This is a genomic window from Secundilactobacillus kimchicus JCM 15530, from assembly GCF_001433995.1.
Classification (GTDB): Bacteria; Bacillota; Bacilli; order Lactobacillales; family Lactobacillaceae; genus Secundilactobacillus; species Secundilactobacillus kimchicus.
Genome location: NZ_AZCX01000005.1, coordinates 85,819 through 107,727, shown reverse-complemented (window position 1 = coordinate 107,727; position 21,909 = coordinate 85,819). Strand labels below are relative to the sequence as shown.

Annotated in this window: 20 protein-coding genes; 3 read left to right on the top strand and 17 right to left on the bottom strand. The window is 49.0% G+C overall.

Annotated elements, in window-relative coordinates; translation table 11 throughout:
- Positions 1-54: 54 nt before the first annotated feature.
- The 9 genes from FC96_RS08190 to FC96_RS08150 form a co-directional block, all read right to left on the bottom strand.
- Entirely contained in the window at positions 55-741 is a 687-nt protein-coding gene (locus tag FC96_RS08190; protein ID WP_162253152.1) for a DUF975 family protein, read from the bottom strand.
- Positions 742-834: 93 nt separating this feature from the next.
- Positions 835-1,458, bottom strand: a complete 624-nt coding sequence (locus FC96_RS08185; protein WP_055679807.1) for a CBS domain-containing protein — start codon at positions 1,456-1,458, stop codon at positions 835-837.
- Positions 1,459-1,460: 2 nt separating this feature from the next.
- Positions 1,461-2,171, bottom strand: a complete 711-nt coding sequence (locus tag FC96_RS08180; protein ID WP_055679806.1) for an ABC transporter ATP-binding protein — start codon at positions 2,169-2,171, stop codon at positions 1,461-1,463.
- Positions 2,165-2,947, bottom strand: a complete 783-nt coding sequence (locus tag FC96_RS08175) for an ABC transporter ATP-binding protein (protein WP_056942636.1) — start codon at positions 2,945-2,947, stop codon at positions 2,165-2,167. Before FC96_RS08175 ends, FC96_RS08180 begins: the two co-directional genes overlap by 7 nt.
- Positions 2,944-3,861 carry a branched-chain amino acid ABC transporter permease gene (locus tag FC96_RS08170; protein WP_191976662.1) on the bottom strand — a complete coding sequence of 306 codons (918 nt, stop codon included), beginning with the start codon at positions 3,859-3,861 and terminating at the stop codon, positions 2,944-2,946. The genes FC96_RS08175 and FC96_RS08170 overlap by 4 nt, the downstream gene beginning before the upstream one ends.
- 51 nt (positions 3,862-3,912) lie before the next feature.
- Positions 3,913-4,791, bottom strand: coding sequence for a branched-chain amino acid ABC transporter permease (locus FC96_RS08165; RefSeq protein WP_055679805.1), 879 nt, complete (start codon positions 4,789-4,791; stop codon positions 3,913-3,915).
- 22 nt (positions 4,792-4,813) lie between these two features.
- Positions 4,814-6,010, bottom strand: coding sequence for an ABC transporter substrate-binding protein (locus FC96_RS08160; RefSeq protein ID WP_055679804.1), 1,197 nt, complete (start codon positions 6,008-6,010; stop codon positions 4,814-4,816).
- Between the two features lie 387 nt (positions 6,011-6,397).
- Positions 6,398-6,724 carry an AzlD domain-containing protein gene (locus tag FC96_RS08155; RefSeq protein WP_056942635.1) on the bottom strand — a complete coding sequence of 109 codons (327 nt, stop codon included), beginning with the start codon at positions 6,722-6,724 and terminating at the stop codon, positions 6,398-6,400.
- Positions 6,711-7,418: an AzlC family ABC transporter permease gene (locus tag FC96_RS08150; RefSeq protein ID WP_056942634.1), complete on the bottom strand. Its 708-nt coding sequence runs from the start codon at positions 7,416-7,418 to the stop codon at positions 6,711-6,713. The genes FC96_RS08155 and FC96_RS08150 overlap by 14 nt, the downstream gene beginning before the upstream one ends.
- A gap of 135 nt (positions 7,419-7,553) precedes the next feature.
- On the opposite strand from FC96_RS08150, the gene FC96_RS08145 reads away from it, so the two are divergent.
- Complete coding sequence (locus tag FC96_RS08145) at positions 7,554-8,558, top strand: aldo/keto reductase (protein ID WP_056942633.1); 1,005 nt, start codon at positions 7,554-7,556, stop codon at positions 8,556-8,558.
- Positions 8,559-8,680: 122 nt separating this feature from the next.
- Here the strand turns inward: FC96_RS08145 and FC96_RS08140 are convergent, their stop codons facing one another.
- The 4 genes from FC96_RS08140 to FC96_RS08125 all read right to left on the bottom strand — a co-directional run bounded on the left by FC96_RS08140 (position 8,681) and on the right by FC96_RS08125 (position 13,836).
- Complete coding sequence (locus FC96_RS08140; protein ID WP_055679803.1) at positions 8,681-9,415, bottom strand: glucose 1-dehydrogenase; 735 nt, start codon at positions 9,413-9,415, stop codon at positions 8,681-8,683.
- 165 nt (positions 9,416-9,580) lie between these two features.
- Complete coding sequence (locus FC96_RS08135; protein ID WP_056942632.1) at positions 9,581-10,042, bottom strand: GNAT family N-acetyltransferase; 462 nt, start codon at positions 10,040-10,042, stop codon at positions 9,581-9,583.
- 291 nt (positions 10,043-10,333) lie between these two features.
- A complete protein-coding gene (ppdK, locus tag FC96_RS08130; RefSeq protein WP_056942631.1) occupies positions 10,334-12,976 on the bottom strand; it encodes a pyruvate, phosphate dikinase in 2,643 nt (880 codons plus the stop codon).
- A 245-nt stretch (positions 12,977-13,221) separates the two neighbouring features.
- Positions 13,222-13,836, bottom strand: coding sequence for a CBS domain-containing protein (locus FC96_RS08125; protein WP_056942630.1), 615 nt, complete (start codon positions 13,834-13,836; stop codon positions 13,222-13,224).
- A 216-nt stretch (positions 13,837-14,052) separates the two neighbouring features.
- On the opposite strand from FC96_RS08125, the gene FC96_RS08120 reads away from it, so the two are divergent.
- Both FC96_RS08120 and FC96_RS08115 read left to right on the top strand, forming a co-directional pair.
- Positions 14,053-14,367, top strand: a complete 315-nt coding sequence (locus FC96_RS08120) for a DMT family transporter (protein ID WP_054660866.1) — start codon at positions 14,053-14,055, stop codon at positions 14,365-14,367.
- 235 nt (positions 14,368-14,602) lie between these two features.
- On the top strand, positions 14,603-15,307 hold the full coding sequence (locus FC96_RS08115; protein ID WP_054660868.1) for a matrixin family metalloprotease: 705 nt from the start codon (positions 14,603-14,605) through the stop codon (positions 15,305-15,307).
- Between the two features lie 175 nt (positions 15,308-15,482).
- Here the strand turns inward: FC96_RS08115 and FC96_RS08110 are convergent, their stop codons facing one another.
- The 4 genes from FC96_RS08110 to FC96_RS08095 form a co-directional block, all read right to left on the bottom strand.
- Positions 15,483-18,038 (bottom strand): ABC transporter permease, encoded by a 2,556-nt coding sequence (locus tag FC96_RS08110; protein ID WP_056942669.1) that lies wholly within the window; start codon positions 18,036-18,038, stop codon positions 15,483-15,485.
- A gap of 9 nt (positions 18,039-18,047) precedes the next feature.
- Entirely contained in the window at positions 18,048-18,749 is a 702-nt protein-coding gene (locus tag FC96_RS08105) for an ABC transporter ATP-binding protein (protein WP_054660870.1), read from the bottom strand.
- A 185-nt stretch (positions 18,750-18,934) separates the two neighbouring features.
- Positions 18,935-19,891: a beta-galactosidase small subunit gene (locus FC96_RS08100; RefSeq protein ID WP_056942629.1), complete on the bottom strand. Its 957-nt coding sequence runs from the start codon at positions 19,889-19,891 to the stop codon at positions 18,935-18,937.
- Positions 19,872-21,761, bottom strand: coding sequence for a glycoside hydrolase family 2 TIM barrel-domain containing protein (locus tag FC96_RS08095; protein ID WP_056942628.1), 1,890 nt, complete (start codon positions 21,759-21,761; stop codon positions 19,872-19,874). Before FC96_RS08095 ends, FC96_RS08100 begins: the two co-directional genes overlap by 20 nt.
- Positions 21,762-21,909 lie beyond the last annotated feature (148 nt).

Genomic DNA, 21,909 nt, shown 5'->3' with positions numbered 1-21,909 from the left:
CCATCAAAAAACCAGCAGGTCCTATAAACGGGCTTGCTGGCTGAGGCCAATCAATCATTTGGCAATTGTCATTAAATCATCTTGTTGATCATCTTTTGCGGGAGCACTCAACACCACGTAATAGTTAGCCAACGTTTGTTGAGCATAAGGCATCACCCAAATGGCGGGTAACACAAAGATACAAGCGATATACCAGCCCAAAAAACTTAAATTCAGAAAAAAATACTCCCACTTGTGGCCAACCATCATCTGGCGGCTTTCGGTAATGGCTTGATTAAGGCTGATCTTAGTTCCCTGATCCAAGTGATCACGATAAATATAATAGGCCTGAGAATAACTCAACGCCTTGATAATCCCTGGAATCAGCAACAACAGTGACCATAAAAAGGTGTAAATAAACATTAGAACACTTAACCCAATGGTCCCAATAAAATAGTCGCCACGATTAAAAATCGTAAAGGAGCGGCTCACCGGTTGCTCATAGTTCCGTAAATGCCGACCGTGGTCAATCAGGACAAACATAACCCCTGTGAGTAGTAAGCTAGCTGCCCACGCCAAAATAGTGACGGACCAATTTACAGTGTAATCCGGATAACTGTAGTTGATATTATTTTCTGACATCGCATAGAAGGTGCCCGTCGCAATCTGTAAGATAAGCGTGGGTAAGAATAAAATCACGTAATAAAGAAAATGCTGGTTCAGCGACTCCCTTGCCTGCCGCTTTAACTCTGAAAAAGTCATCTGTTCTCCTTTGGCCCCCAATAAACCGGGGGCAACTTTTGATAGTGATGATACCAGAACTATCATAGAAGAACCCAGCAGTCCCGTCAAGAACTACCGGACGGTGAACCCAGCTGATTCAAGGACGGCTCGAACCGAAATTTGATCAGACGGATCAACGTGCATTTCAATCACAATCTCGCCCATGTGCCGGGTCACCATTAACGTTTGAATGTTGAGATCATTGTCCGCCATGAGTTGCCCAATTTTAAAAATAATACCAGTGCTGTCCTGCTCGATGACAATTTGCACCACCGTGTCTTTCTGTTGGTAATCAGTGATGTCCAAAAACGCATCTAAGATGTCGTTTGTCGTCAAAATACCGACAACCTGTTCCCCGTCCATAACGGGGAGGACGCCAATATCGTGTTGGCGCATTTTGTAAATTCCATCTTCCAAAATGGCGTCGTAAGAAATCGTTTGGACTTCTTTTTCCATGATTTCACCCACGGTCATTTTGTTGAAAATATAGTTGACCTCGTAAATCGACAAACTAGTGGCTGCTGACGGTGACGCGGCTTCCACGATGCCAGCCGTAACCAGCCCCACTAACTTCCCAGTTTCAATGACGGGTAACCGATGAATCTGGTTGTCCTTCATCATCGAAACCGCCACGCTGACTAACGTGTCTGGATTAACGGTAATCACTTTATCTGTCATGTAATCTGCAACCGTCATTTTTACCCTCCTAGATAGGCCTTTTGAACATCCGCATTAGCCAGCAACTCCGAGCCCGTACCACTCATCTTGACTTCACCTGATGCGAGAACGTAACCCCGATCAGAAATCGACAAGGCCTTTTTGGCGTTTTGTTCAATGAGGAGCACTGTTGTCCCCTGTTCTTTAATGGCCGTAATAATATCAAAAATTTCGTTAATGAAAATGGGAGCAAGCCCCATTGACGGTTCGTCAAGCAACAGCAGCTTCGGCCGTGACATCAGCGCCCGCCCCATCGCCAACATTTGCTGTTCCCCACCGGATAGTGTCGCCGCATCCTGATTTTGGCGTTCCTTTAACACCGGGAACCGGTCGTACACGGTTTGAAAAGTGGTGGCAATATTTGCGCGATCGCTCTGGAGAAACGCCCCCATTTGGAGGTTTTCCTTCACCGTCAAGCCCGCAAAAATATGCCGCCCCTCTGGCACTTGAGAGATTCCTTGGGCCACAATTTTCGGCGCCTTTTCCCGTTGAATCTCATGACCCTCGTACGTCACTGTTCCTGACGCTGGCCGTAAGAGGCCGGAAACAGTCTTGAGAATGGTGGTTTTTCCAGCGCCGTTCGCGCCAATCAACGACACGATTTCACCTTCGTTAATGTCGAAACTAACGCCTTTAACAGCGTTAATGACACCGTAGTTTACAACTAATTGATCAACGCTCAGCATCAAGATACCTCCTCCCCAAGATAGGCCTTAATAACAGCCGGATTTTGCTTAATTTCAGTTGGGGTTCCCTGAGCCAGCATGGCGCCATGATCGAGCACGTAGATCCGTTCGGCCAAGTTCATGACCAGCGACATATCGTGTTCAATCAACACCACTGTGATATGGAATTCCCGTTGGACTTTTTTAATCAACCGTGTCAAATCAGCGGTCTCTTCCGGATTCATCCCGGCGGCGGGTTCGTCTAAGAACAGGATTTGCGGTTTCATCGCCAAGGCTCGAACAATTTCTAGCCGTCGTTGAATCCCATACGGCAAGTTTTTGGCTAAAACATCGACCGATTCTTGTAGATCAAAGATTGCGAGCAGTTCCGTCGCTTCTTTGGCAATTTTAGCCTCTTTTTTATAGTAGCTTGGCAGGCGGAATAACGTCGATAGCAAGCCCTCCTTGTACTGACTTGTCATGGCAACGAGCACGTTATCCAAAACGGTCAGATCCTTAAACAACCGAATATTTTGAAAGGTGCGGGCCAGTCCAAGGTTGGCGATTTGGTACGCCTTTTTGCCGTTTAACGTCACCGTTCCCTTGGGACCGCGAAAACTAATGGCACCAGAACTAGGCGTAATCACGCCCGTTAACAGGTTGAACAGCGTCGTCTTTCCCGCGCCATTTGGGCCAATTAGGGCCACGAGTTCATCGTCATTAAGGGTCATCGACACGTCTGAGACGGCCGTGAGTCCGCCGAAATTCTTGACCAAATCATCAACTTTTAAAATCGTACTCACGAGCGGACACGCCCCTTTCGCTTAGTGCCAGAAAATAGGTGTTTAAATGACAATTCATGACTCCCCAGTAATCCGGTTGGTTTAAAAATCATAATCAAGATCAAGGCAGCCGCATAAATCACCATCCGCAACGTCCCAAAATTTTGCAAGGCCGTATCCAAGATCCCCAGAACAACGGCGGCCACAACGCTTCCGGTCAGGCTACCAACCCCACCTAAGACCACAATAATCAAAATGGAAATGGATTCCATAATGCCAAAGTTGGTTGGGGCAATCGTTTGGAGGTACGAGGCGTCTAACGACCCCGCAATAGCGGCAGTCGCGGCCCCAAAGACAAAGGCAGCCAGCTTCCAATTGGTCGTGTTAATTCCGGCAGACTCAGCCGCAATTTCATCTTCCCGAACTGATTTAATCGCGCGACCAGCCCGACTCCGGACAAAGTTTGCGATTAAAATTGTCGTGACGCAAACCATGATGTACACAACCGGCCAAGTGGCGAATTGTGGGATATTAAACATCCCAGACGGTCCGTTGGTGATCTGTAGATTATTAATGATAATTCGGATAATTTCAGCGGCGCCCATCGTCGCAATGGCTAAGTAATCCCCTCGAAGCCGCAACGTTGGGACACCAACGATAATAGCGGCGATAATCGCAATGATGACACCGACCACGATGGAAGTATAAAACCCACCGGCCGTGGCAGAATTAGTCGTGATAATGGCCGTCGCGTACGCCCCAATGGCCATAAATCCAGCGTGTCCCAACGAAAACTGCCCCGCAAAACCGATGACCAGATTCAACCCGGTCGCCAGAATAATGTTGATGCCAATCACAACCAACATATTTTCAATGAAGGAATCAATAATGCCCATCAACATCAGAGTGTTCATCAGATAAAAGCCAGCGACCATGATGATAAGCCAGCTCACATTGTATTTAAAATTGGCCTTCAAAATCGTCACCTACACTTTCTCTTTGATATTTTTGCCAAAGATTCCAGCCGGCAAAACCAGCAAAATCACAATTAAGACGAAGTAGACTGCGGCATCCTTATATGCCGACAGGCCGACCGATTGAACGAGCGTTTCCAAAAGGCCAATCAAAAAGCCGCCGATTGACGCCCCTGGTACGGATCCAATCCCGCCAACGACGGCCGCCACGAAAGCCTTAATCCCTGGCGTCATCCCCATCAATGGGTCGATTGAGTTGTAGTACAAGCCAATCAGCACCCCAGCGGCACCGGCCATTGAAGAGCCCAATGCGAAGGTAAATGAAATCGTGCGATTCAGGTTAATCCCCACCAATTCGGCAGCATCCGGGTCGACAGAAACGGCCCGCATGGCCTTTCCCATCTTGGTTTTCTTAATGATCACTTGTAGGATCACCATGAGCAGGCAGGCGGTGACCAGAATCAGGATCTGAATGTTGGAAATCAGGACTCCGAAAACGTGATAGTTCACGGGCTCGATAATTTGCGGGAAGTCCCTAGGCGTTGACCCGTATAGGTACGACATCCCGTTTTCCAAGAGAAATGAGACGCCAATCGCGGTAATCAACGCGGTAATCCGTGGCGCGTGGCGTAATGGGCGATAAGCGAAGTATTCAATAATCACCCCAGCAACAGCCCCCACCAGCATCGCAGAAAGGAGGGCAAACAGGAAGTTAAAGTGCCAAAAGTTAATGACGTAATAGCCCCAAAACGCACCCAGCATGTAAATGTCCCCGTGTGCGAAGTTGATCAACTTGATAATGCCGTACACCATCGTATAGCCCAACGCCAAAAGGGCGTATATGCTACCTAGGGAGAGGCCGTTAATCAGTTGTTGGAAAAATGTTTGCAATGTACTGGCCTCCATTCATAGCCTACTTAATTGAAACTGAGTTAACGACCTTACCATTCTTCAAAGTTTCGATGGCAATTGGCTTTTGAGCGTTGTGATCCTTATCAATCGTAATGGTCCCAGTGACACCGTCAAAGTTCTTAATTTTTGCCAGACCGGCCGCCACTTTCTTCGAGTCTGCTGACTTTTCGTTTTCAATGGCTTGTTTCACCATGTTGACGGAATCGTAAGCCAGAGCTGAGAAGGTTGGGGCGACTTGATGATATTTAGCTTGGTAAGCCTTCATAAACTTAGCGGCCGTTGGGTTTTTCTTCGAGGCCATTGTTGAAAATGGTGTGGTGTAGTACACGTTAGTCGCGTTCTTGGCACCCGCAATTTTGACCAACTGAGGATCGGCCATCCCGTCAGTCCCCACAATTGGGACGTTGATGCCAGCTTGACGAGCTTGGTTAATGATCAGTCCAACTTCTGAGTAGTAACCAGGGACAAAAATGGCATCCGCTTTTTTGCTCTTAAACGAGGTCAACACAGCGTTGAAATCTTTATCCCCCGCAGCAAACGTCTGGTTGGCGACGATCTTACCCTTAAACTGATTCTTAAAGGCCTTCGCCAAACCAGTCCCATAATCGGTTGAGTTATCTCCCAAAATGGCCACCCGACGAGCTTTCAAATTATTGTATGTAAACTTAGCGGCTGTGCCTCCCTGGAAGTTGTTTTGGTAACAGGCCCGAAAGACATAGGGCTGAACTTTGCCGTTCTTTTGCAACGTATAGTCAGGATCAGTCGCTGATGGGCTCAAGGCTGGCACAGCGGCCTTAGTAATGTTAGGCGTCTGCGCGGTCCCGGCATTGGTCGTCGCCGGTCCAATGATGGCTGAAACCTTATCGTTGTTAGCCAACTGAGCAGCAACCGAGGCACTGGTACTCGTCGCCGTTTTATTATCCTTGATAATCAAATCAATTTTCTTTTTCTTGCCATTGACGTTTATCCCACCAGCATCGTTGATTTCATCAACTGCCATCTGGATGCCTTGCTTTTGTTGATTTCCATATCCCCCGGCAGCTCCAGAAAGTTCCATGTTGACGCCAATTTTAATTGTATTGCCGGTTTGCTTATTCCCAGAACCGGTCGTTGAAGCGGTACTACATCCTGCAAAAATCATTGCTGTTGCAGCAATTGTGGCAAACCCAGTCAATTTCTTCATCATACTTTTCTTCATCATTATTCCATCCCACTTTCTGTAATTAGCTTGTCTGACAAACTGACCTCCCTTGGTGTCAGGCAATAAAAAAACCTCATTCTTTAATGAATGAGGTTTGAAATCCGCTGATATTGATCAAGCCCTCATCATTAAAAACATAAATAAGGGCTCAACTTGTTGATGTGGTGTAGGCGTGTCCTACAACGCAGTCAATGTCGGGTCCTTGGTTTTTAATAATAAGACTAAATCTTGAACGGTAGTGGTTACCGCGATGATGGTGTATTGAGCTGACATGTTGGTAACCTCCCGTTAAGATTGCTTGATTTAATGATTAGAGTATACCCATACGAATGAGAAAACGTCAACGTTTTTTTAATATTATTCACACTATTATATTCAAAACCCTTACATGACAGCCTTTATGACTGCTAAAGAAATCACGCCAACAACCACGATTACCATCAAGTTCTTAGAAATCATGGCACTTAAAATGGTCGGCCCACTCGCTAAAAAGTTAGGCCAATCCACTGCTGGAAAGTGCCCCAAGTGTTGAATAAACAAGCTATTAATCCACAGTGCGGTCATAATACTAATGGGCACAAAGCTCAAAAAATTAATCACCACTGCTGGTAAACTAAAGTGTTTCAATAAGACAAAAGGGAAAATTCGCGATAACCAAGTGACTAACCCACTAACTAAAATAACCCCCAAAACGTAACTATCGAGCGCCATGTTTTAACACCACCCCAAATGAACATCCCAAAATAGCGGCTAACAACAAGAGTGCATTTTTGGGAATAAAAATCAGGCCGACCACCATAATGACGATGACAAAGCCAATGACAGCCAGTTGAATCGTTAGCCGAATCGTCTTATCGGCAATGACTTGCAGGTACAACAATCCGATGAACATGGCCACAATCGCAAAATCCATCCCAAATTTCTGGGGATCAACAATCAAAGTCCCTAATGCCCCACCGACCACCGTCGCCACAGCCCAGATGAGATACGCGAATAAATTAGCGGCGTTGTACCACCCGAATCGTAAGGTGTGGTCCGTATAATTCAACTTATTCATGCCCAACGCGAATGTTTCATCAGTAATCAGGGACCCGATAACGATATTTCGCATCATAGATTCCGATTTAAAATAGGGCGCCACCACTGTGCTCATTAAAATCATCCGTGAATTGACCAGAAAGACGGAGAGTAAAATGGCCAGCAAGCTAGCGTGTACCGCCATCATGCTCACCATAATAAACTGAGCGGAGCCCCCATATGTAACCATTGACAGTAACAAGATTTCTAACAAACTAAAGCCGTTCGCCTTTGCAATAATGCCAAAGGCTATCCCAACACCAATGTAGCCAAACGCCGTCGGGACGGCTTCCATCACCCCAGCCCGTGGTGATAGGTCATCCGTCATTCTCATCATCCCCTCATTTTTCTAATAGTCTCATGTTAACGATGGCGCTCGCTAAAGTCAACGACTTCAAAATAATTCGGTTAAGTTTGTTTAATGGACGTATAATAATGGCATGAAACATCAGGAGGTTATTCAATGACAAGCTCAAGATATGATCAGATGATTTACCGCCACGTGGGCAAAAGCGGCTTACGGCTACCCGCCTTTTCTCTTGGCCTCTGGCACAACTTTGGCAGCGTGGACCCCATGGCAAGCCAACGCGCCCTCATCAAGCGAGCCTTTGACCTTGGCATCACCTACTTTGACCTCGCTAATAACTACGGGCCAATCCCCGGCAGCGCTGAGGAGAATTTCGGCCGCATCCTGCGTAACGACCTAGCTGGCCACCGGGATGAACTTGTGATTGCTAGCAAGGCCGGCTATGATATGTGGCCGGGACCGTATGGCTCGTTTGGCTCTCGTAAAAGCATTATTGCGAGTGCTAATCAGAGCCTGCAACGGATGGGGTTAGATTACGTTGATATTTTTTACAGTCACCGCTTTGATCCCCAGACCGACTTAGCTGAGACAGCTGGTGCCCTGGACGATTTGGTGCGCCAAGGTAAGGCCCTCTACATTGGCATTTCAAACTACGATGGCGCGCAAACGGCGGCCATGATGGCTGAATTCGAGAAATTGAGGACCCCGTTTATCATCCACCAAGTACGCTATAACATGTTTAACCGCCAACCTGAAACCGACTTATTCCCCGTTCTTAAAAGCGCTGGTAAGGCAGCAATTGGCTTTAGTCCCCTGTCACAGGGACTGTTGACGGATAAATACCTCAACGGCATTCCAGCCAACTCCAGAGCGTCTCGCTCATCCAGTCCGTTCTTACAACCCAAGCAGGTGGCCTCAACAATCAAAACTGTTCAGGCGCTCAACGACCTCGCCCACAGTCGCCACCAGACACTGGCTGAAATGGCCCTGGCCTGGAACCTGCGGGAGCCCGAATTAGTGAGCGTCTTAATTGGGGCCAGTCGACCAGGCCAACTTGACGACAACGTCAAAGCACTCGCCCACCTCGACTTCACGACCGACGAACTCGCCGAAATTGACCGAATTTTGGACCGTCAAACCCAGATTGACTGGTCCCGGTAACATCGGTGCGGCTATCAAGGTCAAAATTGAAACACTGACCCTCAAAAAAAGGTGTCAGCTACTTGAAACTTTCAAGCGGCTAACACCTTTTTGTCTTTCTGATACTTATTTTTGCGAACCAGTCATTGGGCCGATATGCCGCCATCAATCACAAACTCAGAACCAGTGGAATAACTTGAATTATCAGAGGCCAGGAACAGGACCATCTTAGATACTTCCTCGGGTTCCGCAATGCGGCCTAGTGGAATTGACTTTGCAAATTCAGCCACAGCTGCATCCGTATCCCCTTGGTGGATCATCGGCGTCGAAATGACCCCTGGGTGCACCGAGTTGACCCGAATCCCGTAATGGGCGAGTTCTAGTGCAGCCGCTTTAGTCATGCCCCGAACGGCGAACTTGGTATCAGTATACCCAATTGCACCACCCACTAAACCATTTAGAGAACTAACATTAACAATGCTACCACGACCCGCTTCTTTCATCTTAGCCGCGACCGTCTTCATACCAAGAAAGACGCTGACCTGATTAATATTGACGATTTTTTGATAATCAGCCAGTGACACGTCAAACAGCGACTTAGAGTACGTAATACCGGCATTATTGACTAAAATATCAATTTGCCCCCACTTCTCAAGGGTCGCTGCCACAACCGTTTGCCAATCTTGCTCGCTCGCGACATCCTGCTTCACAAAAATAGCATTTTCACCTAATTCATCGGCATAGGCTTCGCCCTTTTCCGCGTTAATATCCGTAATGACCACCTTAGCACCTTCCGCTACAAATAACTTAGCGTGTGCTGCCCCCATTCCTTGGGAGGCACCCGTGATAATCGCTACTTTACCATCTAATTGTCCCATCTTAAGCCCTCCGATCCATTTTGTTACCGCTTTCAACAAGCAGTGTATCGTTTCGAGGCTTATTTTTCAATGCTTTTGCTTTGGCTATCTAAAAACCCCACAACCGTTGGCCACTTGAGCTAACGATTATGGGGCACTTCACTTTCCACCCTACTTCAACCATTTCTAAGCGTCAAAGCCATGCAGGTTATCCTTATTTTTCCGCCACACCATGTCATAAACCGCTTGTTTCGTCGCTTCCTCGACATGGTCGTCATCCACCTTAAATTCTTGGGCTAGGTAAAACTTCAGTGCAGCATGATTTTTCCAATAAACCTGTAACGTCAAGACGTCGTGTTCAGCTTTCGCCGCCTCCATCAGCGCTTGACCGACCCCTTGGCGCTGATCCGTCTGAGCAACAAACAGCCCTTCGATCGCATCCCCGGTCATGCCGAGAAAACCGCGCACCTGACCATCAGTTTTTTCCACATACAAATTAGCCTTGGGAAAAGCCGCAACCGCCGTCTCAAGATGCTCTTGCCAATAACTGGCTTCAATAAATTGGTGACTCTTAAGGTTATCAGCCAGCCAAATATCGGCTATTTGATTGTAATCCGCTTCGGTAAGTTGATCGTTTCGGATAATCAATTTAACGCCCTCCATCCTGTTCACTAGGACCATTATGCCTTAACGGCCGTGGTGAAAACAAGGGGCAATCGAGGGCCGAGACCAACCTCATTCGATCCGTGTAACTGTCCACTCCTGGATAAGTCATCAGCTCATAAAATCCAAACCCGGGATTTTTTGAGCTCCTGCCTTATCCGCCGTGGTCACCCGTTTGGGTCCACACTTTGTTTAATCCGGCTCCCCCAAACTGTCCACTCCTGGATAAGTCATCAGCTCATAAAATCCAAACCCGGGATTTTTTGAGCTCCTGCCTTATCCGCCGTGGTCACCCGTTTGGGTCCGCACTTTGTTTAATTTTGCCCTTGCCGCCGCCAGCCTTGCGACGGGTACCCGGAATGGAGAACAGGACACGTACGTGACGCCGATTTCTTCGAAGAACGCGATTGAGGCGGGGTCACCTCCGACCTCTCCGCAGACCCCAATTGGTAAGTCGGGCTTAGTCTGTCGACCCTTATTGACGGCCATTTTCATTAACTCACCAACGCCTTGCGTATCAATGGTCTGAAACGGATCAGCCGGTAAAATTCCCTGTCGAAGGTACTCTGGCAGAAAGGCGCCCACGTCGTCACGGGAGTAACCAAACGTCAGTTGCGTCAAATCGTTCGTCCCAAAACTGAAAAAGTCCGACTCCCTGGCCACTTGATCAGCCGTCACACAGGCCCGCGGCATCTCCATCATAGTACCAATGGTATAGCTAACTTTCGCCCCCGTTTCAGGCTGCATCCGCTGAATTTGACCTTCAACCAGAGCCCGGACCCAGGCCATTTCTGCCCTGGAATCCGTCAACGGAATCATAATGTGCGGCTGGACCTCAAGCCCCTGTTTTCGATGTCTCAACACGGCCGTCATAATAGCTTGAACTTGCATCTCATAAATATCAGGGAACGTCACGGCTAACCGGTCCCCCCGATGACCTAACATTGGGTTAAGCTCCTTTAACGCGGCCACGCGATCACGAAGCTCGTCAGGGGAAACCCCAATCTGCGTTGCAACAAGCTGAATTTCTTTTTCATCATGGGGTAAAAATTCATGGAGTGGTGGGTCGAGTAGTCGAATCGTCACTTCTTTGGTTTGCGCTAATTGGTATAGCTCGTAAAAGTCAGCCTGTTGCATCGTTAATAACTTGGATAACGGATCCTTCCGGTCGGCCGCATCAGTGGCGAGGATTAACCGGCGCATCTGTAAGAGGCGCTCCGGCTTAAAAAACATGTGCTCGGTTCGGGTCAGTCCAATCCCGTCCGCATCAAAATCCAGGGCCCGTTGAAAATCGCTTGGCGTATCGGCATTCGTATAGACCCCCATGTCAGCGATATCCTTGGCCCAATTCAATAGGGTGGATAACTCGCCTTTAACCGCGGCTGGCGTGGTTTTGATTTGCCCCAGCATCAAAGCACCCGAAGTCCCATCGACGGAAACCCAGTCTCCTTCATGAATTTCTTGCTGGTTGACTCGTGCGCACTGGTTAGGCGCATCAACGACGAGGTCGTGAGTCCCGACGACGCCGGTCGCTCCCATCCCGCGGGCCACAACGGCTGCGTGCGACGTCATCCCCCCCCGCGACGTGACGATGGCTTGACTCACAATCATGCCCTCAATATCTTCAGGTGACGTGTCCTGGCGCATCAGCACGACTTTTTGTCCATTCTCAGCTGCTTGCTTGGCGGCCGCTGCTGAGAAGTAGACTTGACCGGTTGCCGCCCCTGGCGAAGCAGGGAGTCCCTTGGTTAAGGGCGTCTGACGGGCTAAGTCAGCAGTGTCAAATTCTGGATGAAGCATTTCTGACACCGACTCTGGTTTGACCCGAAGCAGCGCCGTTTCTTTTGAGATTAACCCCTCCGCCACCTGATCAACTGCAATTTTGACCGCCGCAGTGGGGGTTCGTTTTCCACTTCTTGCTTGCAATAGGAACATCTGGCCTTTTTCGATCGTAAATTCAAGGTCTTGCATGTCATGATAGTGGGTCTCAAGAACGGCCGCCGTTTCGACTAATTGCTCGTATAACGCTGGCATATCTTCCTGTAAAACCGCAACCGGTTGCGGCGTTCGAATCCCCGCAACAACATCTTCGCCCTGGGCATTCAACAAATATTCGCCGAAAAGGGCCGGTTCCCCGGTCGCTGGGTTTCGGGTAAAGGCCACTCCAGTCCCCGAATCTGCCCCAGCGTTGCCAAACACCATCTCCTGAACGTTGACCGCAGTTCCTAACGATTCTGAAATATTGTTTTGGCGGCGATAAACCTGAGCCCGGTGATTATGCCACGATTCAAAAACGGCGTTGATGGCCGCCAACAACTGGTCGCTTGGATCCTGAGGAAAGGCGCCTCGGCCCGATTCTAGATAGAGTTGCTTGAATGCCGTAATAATTGACTGTAAATCGTTTACCGTGAGCGATAAATCGGAATGGTACCCATTTTGAGTCTTGACCGTTGTCAACACTTGGTCAAACGCAGCCTCATCAATTCCGTAAACCACGTTACCAAACATGGCCAACAATCGCCGGTAACTGTCCAAAGCAAACCGTTCATTATGCGTAAAGGCGGCCAGTGCGGCGACCGTCTCATCGTTTAAACCAATATTGAGGATCGTATCCATCATACCGGGCATTGAAATGGCGGCCCCAGACCGGACCGAGACCAACAGCGGGTGTGAGGTGCCGCCGAACCGTTTTTCGGTCTGTTGGCTTAGCGCCATCAGTGCCTGATTCAATTCTGCTAAAAGCGCGTCACTTAACTTGCCCGTTTGTTGATACTCATGACAAGCCGCAGTTGTGATCGTAAACCCAGGCGGTACGGGGAGCCCCAAGTGGGTCATTTCTGCCAAATTCGCCCCCTTGCCACCTAATAAGTCGCGCATTGTCATGTTACCTTCGGAAAATGAATAGATTTGTTTTGTCATATTAGTCACTCTTTCCTATAAATAATACATCACATTACCCGATTAATAATGTATCTTAAATCAATTTAAAAAACAACCCTTTTATTGTAATCGGTTACATTTAATCTATCTTGTGTTAATCGGCACGATCAATTGTGACGTCTTAATGACGTCATCACAAAAAAAGCCCCTGAGGCAATCCCTCAGCAGCTTGTGTGTGATGGTCCTAGTCTTGATAGTGGGCCACCTTGAACAAAACCATCCCGTTACTTCGCACTTTCCATAAAGTGTTGAAAAATTCTGTTTTTCGTAATTTTACCAATGGCTTCATGACTGCCCTTGGCCGCAACGACCGGTAGTGAGTCCACCTTGTGCTTCAACAGCAGGTCGCCAGCTTCCCGGACGGTGGTCTCAGGCGTGGCCGTCACGATGTTGGGCATTCTGGTCATGACAATACTGGCCAACATTGTCTCTGGATTGGGACTCGAAAAGCTTGCCCGTAGTAGGTCCTTTCGCGAAATCAAGCCCACCAATTGATGGTTGGCATCCGTCACATACAGCGAGCCCACATCCTTCAGAAACAACTTACTAACCGCCTCCTGCATCGCCGCATCGTCACTGATTTCGGTGACGGGCAACATGATGTCTTTAATCGGTTTTTCGTAAAGATCGTCATAATCGACGTTAATGAGTTGATCACCTTGATAAACATACCCAACCTTGGGCCGGGCTGCCAACACGTCAACGGCGGTCAGTAATCGCAAATCAGCCCGAATCGTGGGGACACTAAGGCCGAGACGATGCGCAATGGCGTCGCCTGTCATCGGGCTAGTTTGCTTTAGCATCTCAATAATTGTCGTTTGGCGTTTGGTAAAATCCATCATATCGACCTCGTTTGTAAGTATTCCACTTGATTATAGCATTAAATACAACGTTTCATTTCAGCAAATTCAAATTGAGCTGATTTGTCCTAGCTTCTAAGTTGTGCTAGACTTAAATTAATTAAACAAAACGCCACCGGGCGTCAACACGCATCGCTGAACTTCGTTAGGTCTTTGGAGGTTCAGGGGTGCGCTTTATTTTTAGGAGATGATGACATGGTATGGTTTGATCTAGTTATCGCAGGACTTTTTGAGGTTTTCTGGGCGACAATGATGAAGCTTAGTCACGGGTTTTCACAGCTTGGCTTCTCCATTGCGACCCTCGTTGGGATGGCCCTTAGTTTTTACTTTTTATCGCTAGCAACAAAACAACTCCCCTTCAGCTTGGCCTATCCGATCTGGACGGGAATTGGTGCCGTTGGTAGCATTGTTGTCGGCGTCTTTTTCTTTAAAGATGTTATTTCGCCACTAACCTGGGTCTTTATTGTGATGTTACTTGTCGGCATTTTGGGCATTAAGTTCACTGCTTAACCGGCGTTAGGATCAATTGGCAACGTGGCGAACTATTTCAACGGTCAACAGTCTCCCTTTAAAACTGTCCATTTGGTCAAACATCGTGGCGACTTAGTCACGTAAGCGATTTCATTTCTTGATTTAGCAAACATTCCACAAGTTTTGAAATATCGTACATTTCATTAGCTATTACCAAACATTCTGTTAATATAACGTTTGGGAGGTAATACAATTCGGAAAGGGAGTGTGACCAATGTTACACTTTTGCTTAGGCCGTTGGATAACCCGAATTATGCTCACTTCACTAATCCTGATTAGTTCGTTCCTGATACCGCAACAAGCGCGCGCTGCGGTCACGCCATTCGGTTCGCTCCGTTTCCCTCAACCCACAGCCACCATCAACGTTTCCGGTCCAGCGGCAACGCTGACCGCTTGGAATACCGCGATTAAGGCGTGGAATAAAACCGGCGTCTTTACCTTCACCAAAGTTACTGGAAAGGCCCAAATTAAAGCTGATTCATGGTCGAATCTCACAACCGATAAGAACGTTGCCGGGCTCACGCAACTCTCATCGAACAACGGCGTGACCATTGATTCAGCTGTCACCGGCATTAACACGGCGGTTTTAAAGTTTTATCGTTACAGTAAAAGCTCGTGGGCCATTGTGGCTGAGCACGAACTCGGCCACGTGATTGGCTTACAACACAATCCCAGCAAAAACAGCGTCATGTACTTTCAAAACCGGTACGTTGGTATCCAAGCCGTTGACACCCAAAGTGTCAGGGAACACTACCGGACACCGTTACCACTTGGACCAACCCGGACCCTTGCGGCGCAGGCCACTGGCTTCCACACCACCATTTGTGGACTAGGTGAGTTTGGCTGGCCACCGCACTTTGTTTTGATGCACCGGACCTTTGTTCCGTGGACTGCTTCGTCTATTTTTATGACGGAATAACCCATTCGTCGGCCCCAACCCGACGTTTAAGGGGGAAAACGTTAAAAACCAGCGACCGCTTTTTAACGCGTCGCTGGTTTTTTAATGCTTAATTTTCAACGGTGATCGGCCAACTGGACAGTGCTCGGAGCGAGGTGGTGACCCAGCGTCGCCCATTGTGCGCCAGTTTTTCATTTTATTCCTTGGCACTAAGCGCCCCAATCATGTCGATCCGTTTCAAGCGCCGGTGGGTAACGGCCATGACGACTGCCGTAAATAACAGCATCAAACCGGTGGCTGCTGCAAACCCAGGCCAGTGAATGGTCACGGGAAAGATGACCAACGCGGTCGCCGCTTGCTGCATAATATACAGGGTTAACAGCCAGCCGAGTCCATACCCCACGACGATGCCTAGGAGGGTCATCACGACGTTTTCCCTGACAATATACATCGTCACTTCCCGGTCAAAAAAGCCGAGCACCTTGATTGTGGACAGCTCCCGAATCCGCTCCGAAACATTGATGTTGGTTAAGTTATACAAAACAACAAAGGACAAAACACCTGATAATAACACAAAGATTGCCACAACGCCGGTCAAACTTGCTGACATAGTCTGGATTGTCTTTTCCTGGTCTTTGGTATAACTCGTTCCCGCAACTGTGCCACTCTTCAACAGGTCGTTCGCCAACTGCTTTTGTTGCGCTGCCGTTTGGGGTCTTAACTGAACCAGTAACGTATTGTAAACGGGCGCTTGCTGAAAGGTTGAGCGAAAGACACTGGGCGTCAAATAAACGGTGTGCGCCACGTAATTCTCCGCGACACCCGCTACTCTTACGCGCCGAGTGGTGCCTGCCGCCAACCGAATTGTCACGCGGTCACCACGGCTAACGCGTAGTAGCTTGGCCATTTTACTTGTCAATAACACCCCGTTGGTAGGCAACGTTCCCCGGTTGGCCACGTCTCGACCGGTTAACTTAACGTAGTCGTTGAACGAGCGAACCGATTTGGGAACCGTCACACTAACGTCTGTCACCTGTTGCTGGTGGGCTGATACCTTTGCGGTATCCATTGCGACCAGCGCCCGCCGCTTGTATTGCGCGTGCTGTGCTAGCGTTTTTGTTGCCGCTTTCGAGCCGGCCTCACTATTCAGACGTACCACGGCTTGATAGTGGCTGACCCGGCTGTACTGCAAGCGGCTCGTGGCGTTGATTGAATCACGAATCCCAAATCCCGTTAAAATCAACGCGGTGCCGCCCGCAATCCCAATAATCGTCATCAACATTCGGGACTTAAACCGAAACAAGTTACGATAACTCACCTTCTGGTTGAAACTCAGTCGCTGCCACAATGGCGTGATACGTTCCATCAGAATCCGGTTAGCTGATTTCGGGGATTTTGGCCGCATCAACGTCGCCGGCCCTTCAGATAGCTGTCGTCGAACCACTAGCGCGGCCGCGCCAACCGTGGCCAGTAGCGAAAAAAGTGCGGCTAGTAAAATAACGCCCCACTGAAAATCATCAACGACGGTTAACGGAATGTACATTTTATATAAACTCAATACAATCCGGGGCAAAGTGATATTTCCAATCATCACGCCCAAGACGGTTCCCAAAACACCGGCTGTTAGAGCATACAGCAGGTAATTACGGGCAATCGCCCAACGCGTATAACCCAGGGCCTTGAACGTCCCAATCTGGCTCCTGGCTTCTTCGACCATTCGCGTAATTGTCGTAAACGTAATTAAGGCGGCGATTAGGAAAAAGAAGACGGGGAACACGTTTGCAATCGCAGCGATTCGTTCGGAGCTCTCACCATAAGCTTGAAGTCCCGGTAAATCATCGCGGGTTTGCCACGTGTACGTTGTGGTCGCTTTGGCCTTCGCTACCCTGCGTTGGGCGGCCAAACGAGATTGCTGCCGCGCAATCACCGAAGCCGGCATCGCACCGGTCACAGCCGCCGCCTTTAGCTTTGCTTGCATCTGATTCAACCGTGCTTCAATCGGCCGTAGCAGCGCGGTTTCACGGCGCTTTGCTTGGGGTGCAAGTTGCCGTTTTAACGCTGCCAACTTATCTGCGACCGCGTGCCGATACGCCCGACTAAAGGTCTGCTTATTTTGGAGGGCTTTAAATCGGATCGTCAGCATTGTTGCGACCTTGAGGCCCATTTGCTGCTTGGGGACAACCGCAAAATACCGAACAGTGCCGTCGCCAACGTTGGCAGAGCCCCGCTGAGTATTATCAAGATACCTTGGTGAATTGGCAAACCCAACGATTTTATACTGTCGCTGCTTCAGCCCCGCCTCCCGACTGAACCGGTACAATTGGCCTAGTCGATAGTGGTACTGGGTTTTGGCTTGATTATCCAAAACGATTTCGTTTGCATGCCGCGGCCGATGACCACTAACGATGGTCAATTGATTTTGTGACAATGTCCGGTCGTCACCATACACGGCAACTGTGTCGTCCGTTTTTCCCCCAACGGCGTATTTAAAGTTAACGGCTTCCACTTGAGCGCCGGGCACCTGTTTGACAGCAGCAACATCTTGCTGCGTGAACCCCGTCGTTGACAGCACCTGCACATCGCTTAAATGGGCATCCGTGACGGTCTTAGACGCCGAATCATTGAGGGCGGGACCAGCCGCTTTAACCCCAACAAAGATCAAGACGCCAAGCATAATAATCAACACGATGGCGATAAATCGGCCCTTTGACTGACCAATTTCCCGCCACATATTCTTTGTTAACGGCTTCATATCAGTCACCTACCATTCAATCTCATCAACGGGTGTTGGCGCCGGATTATCTACGACATCACGAACCTGCGCGTCATTGATGTGGATCACCCGGTCGCCCATCGCGGCCAACGCCGAGTTATGCGTGATGATAATCACAGTCTTGCCATCTTTGCGACCAGCCCGCTCTAGCAACTTCAAAACCTGCTTACCGGTTTTAAAATCAAGTGCACCGGTGGGCTCGTTGCACAGTAAGATATCCGGATTCTTTGCTAGGGCTCGTGCAATCGCAACCCGCTGCTGCTCACCACCCGATAATTGGGAGGGAAAATTATCAATCCGATTACCCAGTCCCACTGCCTCAAGCACCGTCGTCGCCGCCAACGCGTCTGGCACAATGGACGATGCCAATTCAACGTTTTCCTTTGCTGTCAAGTTAGGGATCAAGTTATAAAATTGAAAAATAAAGCCGATTGACGTTCGCCGGTAGGCTGTTAATTGGCGGTCGTTAAACGTCGCAATATCAACACCGTCCACAATGACTTGCCCACTGGTTGGCGAATCCATGCCACCCAGGATGTTTAATACCGTGGATTTTCCTGCGCCGCTGGGACCCAAAATCACGGTGAGTTGCCCCCTTTCCACCTCAAAAGAAACCTGGTGATTTGCCGTAATGGTCGTCTCGCCCATTTGATACTGCTTCGTTTCGTTTTCAACTTTGATATAACTCATGCCCGTTTTCCTCCCGTTCACACTTGTCTTTAATTATAGCCGAACCACGGTCAATAGACCAAAGTAAAAAACCAACTGGCTCTTGTGCCAATTGGTTTTCATCTTCAAGCGAAACCGTCAAAAAACAGTCTGCATCGTGATATTTTTGTCAAAGCACCGTTAAACAAGTGTTGGCCCGATTAAAACTAGCCACGGATCTCAAAACTAAACTCGTGATCCACTTCCGCAGAAATGTGGTAAGCCGGCTCGACATCCGCGCCCCAGCTATCAATGCCACCAACGCCACGAACAGCGCCGTACACCCCTAAGACGGTTCTTCGAACGGCAGGAAGCTCTTCAATGTGGTCAGCGGCCTCGAGCTGTTCGGCGGTGTAAGGCAGGCAACTAAACGCAAATGGTGCAGTCGTTTGAACCACGGACAAGCTAAAATCAGTGGCATCCACATCCGTGTTATTGAGCGTTGTATGACGAGTCACCGTCACTGCTTCCGTCGCCATGTGCATCCCGTTTTCCTGTGGTCGCAGGTATGGTGTCACCGGAAGGCCCACCACGTGGTAAGTCCCAGCAACCGCGCCAGCCATCCGATCCGGATACGTCTCACCAGATAGTCCGGTATAGTCGAATCCGACGGCCGGCGTCGGCATGATAAACCGCAGTCCAAGTGCTGGTAACTCCGGCAATCCTGGCTGACCGTCATAGTGCACTGTCACCCCAAGATGACCATCATTAAACACCTGATAGGTCACCGTAACGTTTGTTTTTGGGACGGTGGTCGTCTGGTACGTAAAAGCAATTTGAACCTTTTCCGCCCACTCGTGATTGCTAAACCGGTTCGTTTCTGGCGCAATTGGCCAGCCTAAGTCTTGGTCATCGACGTTAATCGCTACGGCTACACAATGACTGAACAAGTCGGCGCCTAACCACATGGCGCTGTCCTGTGAGAAGCCGTTACCCCGATCATTATCGGTCGTTGCCCGCCAAAAAGTCGGCATCGGCGTCCGGTACAACCATTCTTTACCATGCTGCACGAGAGACTCAAGGCCGCCTCGTTCATAACTAAAAATATAGTGACAGGCAGGGCCGGCAACTCCAAGCGTCCCGTCGCCAAAAATGACGCGTAAGTTAGTTGTTGTATTGGCCATAGTAGTAGCGCACCTCCTGCATTGCTGGCTTTGGTTGCCGGTTGGCAAACATCAGCCCGTCACCGGAAAAATCGTAATCGGAGTGGCGATCATCGAAGTCGCCCCCGTAGCGTAAAACCCGGTTACCAGTCACTTCGTCAGTCACATACAAGGCCTGATCGATGTAGTCCCAAATGAAGCCCCCTTGATACATTGGGTACTGATTAATCAAGTTGACGTAACTGGCCATTCCCCCGAGTGAGTTCCCCATATCATGCATGTACTCACAATTAAGAAACGGCTTTTCCGGGTGGTCATCCAGATAGGCTTTAATATTTTCGGGCGTTTCATACATCCGACTTTCAACGTCAGAGATTCGGTCCGCGTACGCGCGGTTTCGGTAAACCCCTTCATAGTGGGTTAACCGGGTTGAATCAACGCGCTTGTAATAAGCGTTCATCTCAGCCAACACCTCACCGGCATAGGACTCATTACCAAGCGACCAAAATAAAATTGATGGATGATTCTTAAAAACCTCGTAGTTATTTTTAGCCCGGTCAAGAACGGCGTCACGCCACTGTGAAACGCTGCCAGGGACGTTATATGATGGCTCAACGGCTCCCATTTTTTGCCAGCTACCATGCGTTTCCAAGTTAGTTTCAGCCATCATGTAGATGCCCGCCTCATCGCACATTGTGTACCACGGAATTTGGTCGGGATAGTGACAGGTGCGCACCGCATTAATATTGTTTTCCTTGAAAACCTGCAAATCAGCGACCATGTCAGCCTGGGTAATCGCCCGACCACGGTCCGGATTCCATTCGTGACGGTTCACACCATTTAGAATCAACCGTTGACCGTTCAGCATCATGACCTTATCGACCAGCTCAAACCGCCGGAAACCAAAGTCGTAGGGAACAACTTCAAGAACGGCGCCATCAGCATCGCGAACCGTGAGCTGCAAGTGGTAGCGGTATGGATCAGAATGGCACCATAAACGGACGTTAGCCACTTCAAAGTCACCAAAATGCACCTGTTCTGTCGCTTTTTCGCTAGCTTCAGCCACCATTTCACCCTGGTCATCGGTCACGGTCAGACTCACCGTTCCTGCGGCTGGATGGTCGTTAAGCTGAAGTGTCACCGCTAAGTGACCGGTCGTCAGATCAGCTGTCACCGTTGAGTGAATGGCCAAATCATTGACGTGAATCTCAGGCTGGGCAGTCAACCGGACACTCCGAAAAATACCAGAAAACCGGAACATGTCCTGATCTTCAAGAAAGGCGGCCGTACTCTGCTTAAAAACTTCAACAGCAATCACGTTATCAGTATCTTGAATATAGGGTGTTAAATCAAACTCTGACTGGGAAAAACTGTCTTCGGCATAGCCAACAAAGTGCCCGTTCAACCAAAGGTACATGGCCTGCTCCACCCCATCAAATTGAACGGTGACGCGGTTGTTTCGCAGCGGTTCTTCTAAGTCAAAACGTTTGGCGTAGGCGCCGACACAGTTATTGTCGGCCGCACTAAACATCCCGGCACCCGTATCAGCATCGCTTAACACATATGCTGGCCGTCGGTAGACTTTCCCCTCCCACGGGTACAGGGTATTGATGTAATGAATCTGTGAGAAATTCTCTAACTCGATGTGGCCAGGGACCTGAATCGTGAAAAAATGGTCTCGGTCATAGTCCGGCTCAAAAAAGCCCACCGGTCGTTCTGCTGGATTTTTAGCGTATTGAAATTGCCAATCACCATCCAACGATTGTATGTAGCTGCTAACACCGCGTTCAATTTCTTCACCGCTACGGTAAGCACGATGATCACTGTGTGCTGGTAGAGTTCCCACCCGAAAAACTTGGGGATCGTCCAACCAGTTAATTGATGGTTCCATTTCGTTACCTCCCTTGGACATGCTCACGCATTGACCGCCACCAGTGCCCCCCGCCACTGGATAGCGTCATTTCTCCAGGAAGATTCACCCAAGTTTAGAGTACACTTTTATCAACAAATGAACAGGCTTTTAGACAAACACGGGACAA